Here is a 2,721-nt window from a genome sequence, read left to right as displayed (position 1 = left end):
GAGGCCTTCGACGCGGCGGTGCTGCACATCGCCCTCGACCAGTTCCGCGAGGTCAACCGCAGGATCGGTCGCAGGACGGCGGACCTCGTCCTGGTCGAGGTCGCGCGTCGCCTGCGTCAGGGCGCCGGCCCGTCCGCGACGGTCGTTCGGCTCGGGGGCGACGAGTTCGGGGTGCTGCTGCGCGATGCGGGCAGCGAGGCGGAGGCGAGCGACCGCGCGCAGGCGATCCTGCACTCCCTGTCCCGACCCGTGCGTCTGGCGGGCGCCGCTCTCGCGGCAGGCGCCCCTCGGCGCACGGTCGCGGTCGGGGCGAGCATCGGCGTCGCCATGCTGGTGGAGGCGGACCCGTCGGAGGACTGGCTCGACGAGGTGCTCCGGCGCGCCGACATCGCGGCGCAGCGGGCCAAGCACCTCGGCCGTGGTCGCGTCGAGCGCTTCTCCCCCGGCCTCGACCCCGGGCCGCCCGCGCACCGGGCCCTTCAGGCGCGCCGGGCCATGGAGTGCCGCCTCCGCACGGCCATCGAGCACGGCTCTCTCGAGATCCACCTCCAGCCGCAGGTCGAGCTCCCCTCGGGCCGGGTCGCCGGATACGAGGCGCTCGCGCGGTGGGAGGACCCCCTCATCGGACGTGTGCCGCCGGACCAGTTCATCCCGCTCGCCGAGCAGACCGGGCTGATCCTCGACCTCGGCGCCTGGGTGCTGCGTACTGCCTGCCGTCAGGCGGCGGACCTCCCGGTCCGCTCGTCGGTGGGTCCGATCGTCGCCGTGAACGTCAGCCCGATCCAGCTGGCCGAGCCCGGGTTCGTCGACCTCGTGGTGGACGCCCTCGCCGAGGCCGGGCTCCCCGCGCACCGGCTGTGCCTCGAGCTGACCGAGACCGCTGCGATCGACGACCTCGCGACGACGTCCGAGCAGCTCGGGCTCCTGCGCGACCTCGGCGTCGAGATCGCCCTGGACGACTTCGGCACCGGCTACTCCTCGCTCACCCTCCTGCGGAGCCTCCCGCTCACGGTCGTGAAGATCGACAGGTCCTTCGTCGCGAACGTCGCGCGCAGCACGCAGGACGCCGTCCTGGTGCGGATGGTCATCGAGGCCGCGCACTCCTTCGGGCTCCAGACCTGCGCCGAGGGGGTCGAGGACGCCGACCAGGCCGGTCAGCTCGTGGCGATGGGTTGTGACGCGGCGCAGGGCTGGTTCTTCGGCCGCCCGGAGCCGCTGGACCATCACCTGGCGCCCATCGGGACCGGCGGCGAGGCGCCGCCCGGGTTCGACCCGCAGCTCGCCCCGCCCATCCCGCTCGGCGCGGCCGACGCGATGGTGATGGTCACCGCTCCCGACTCCACGATCGTGTACGCCTCCTCGACGAGCACGCTCCTGCTCGGCTGGACCCCGCAGCAGATGGTCGGCACGAGCGCCGTCGACTACGTGCACCCCGACTCCCTGACCGATGGTGCGTCGCTCCCCGCCCTGGGCGGAGGGGTCGTCACCTACCGGGTCCTGCACCGGGACGGGACCGAGCGCTTCATCGAGATCGACTCCCGCGGTCTGCACGACGACGAGGGAACCCTGCTCGAGGTGATCAACGTCTGCCATGACGTGACCGAGGCGACGCGGGCACGGGTGGCGCTCGACGCGAGCGAGGAACGCTTCCGGCACGTGTTCGACAGCGCGCCGATCGGCATGGCGCTGAGCGGCCTCGACGGGCGGATCTGGCACGTCAACGACGAATACGCCGCGATGCTCGGCCACGCGCCGGAGGAACTGGTCGGCTGTCACGTCGACACGCTCACGCATCCCGACGACCGCGACCGTGACGTGGTGAACCTCACCGAGCTGGGCGCGGGGATCGCCACGCGGCACGAGGTGTCCAAGCGCTACCTGCACGCGGACGGGCACGCCGTCCCCGTCGTCGTCCACGCCTCGCTCGTGCTCGGGACGGAGTCACGCCCGGGCTACGTCATGGCGCACATCGTCCGAGCAGGTCGGCCGGGATGAGAGCGGCCTGATCGCCGACGAGTCCCGCCCGGTGCCGTCGTCCCGCAGCGGGCGATCGCGTGCCGACGCTCAGGTCACCGTGCCGTCGACACCGTGAGCGTGAACCGTGGGTTCCGCGAGACCTGACGGGTCGGGCCGACGAGGCGTTCCAGGTCCGGTCGGTACGCGAGGTGGGAGTTCCACACGGTCCACAGCTCGCCGCCCGGTCGCAGCACCCGGGCCGCTCCGGCGAAGAGCGTGAGCGCCACCCCCCGGTGCACGGCAGCGCCCACGTGGAACGGCGGGTTGAGGACGACGAGGTCGATGCTCGCGGCGGGCAGGCCCTGCGCGGCGTCGTCCTGGACGACCTCGATCCGGTCCCCGAGCCCGTTGGCGAGCGCCGTCGCCCTCGCCGAGGCCACGGCGGCCCATGAGTCGTCGGTCGCGGTCACGCCCAGGTCGGGCCGGGCCAGGGCGAGGCTCGCTGCGACGACACCCGTCCCGCAGCCGAGGTCGAGAGCCGTCTTCGCCCCGGGCGCCATCGATCCCTGGGCATCCAGCAGGACTCGCGTCCCGAGGTCGATGGAGGTCCCGGCGAAGGCCGGACCGTGCGCGCAGACGGTGAGGGCGAGGTCGTCGTGCCGGGCGACCGCCGGCCAGGCCGAGCCGGTGCGGTCGGCCCGCGGCCCCGAGGCGTGCAGCACCCGCGACTTCTGCCGCGCGAGGTGTGCGCTCACGTCGGTGAAG

2 protein-coding genes are annotated in these 2,721 nt (G+C 73.5%); one reads left to right on the top strand and one right to left on the bottom strand.

From position 1 onward, the window contains the following. Nucleotides 1–1,995: EAL domain-containing protein (locus ABWK99_RS15520; protein WP_372595590.1), on the top strand; the 1,995-nt coding region annotated here is incomplete at its 5' end. A gap of 74 nt (nt 1,996–2,069) precedes the next feature. Here ABWK99_RS15520 and ABWK99_RS15515 read toward each other — a convergent pair. Continuing rightward, on the bottom strand, nt 2,070–2,721 hold a 652-nt coding region (locus ABWK99_RS15515), incomplete at its 5' end, for a class I SAM-dependent methyltransferase (protein WP_372595589.1).

This window comes from Actinotalea sp., assembly GCF_041597215.1.
Classification (GTDB): Bacteria; Actinomycetota; Actinomycetes; order Actinomycetales; family Cellulomonadaceae; genus Actinotalea.
Note: the sequence above shows the minus strand (reverse complement) of the source record. Positions and strands in the feature narration are given on the sequence as shown.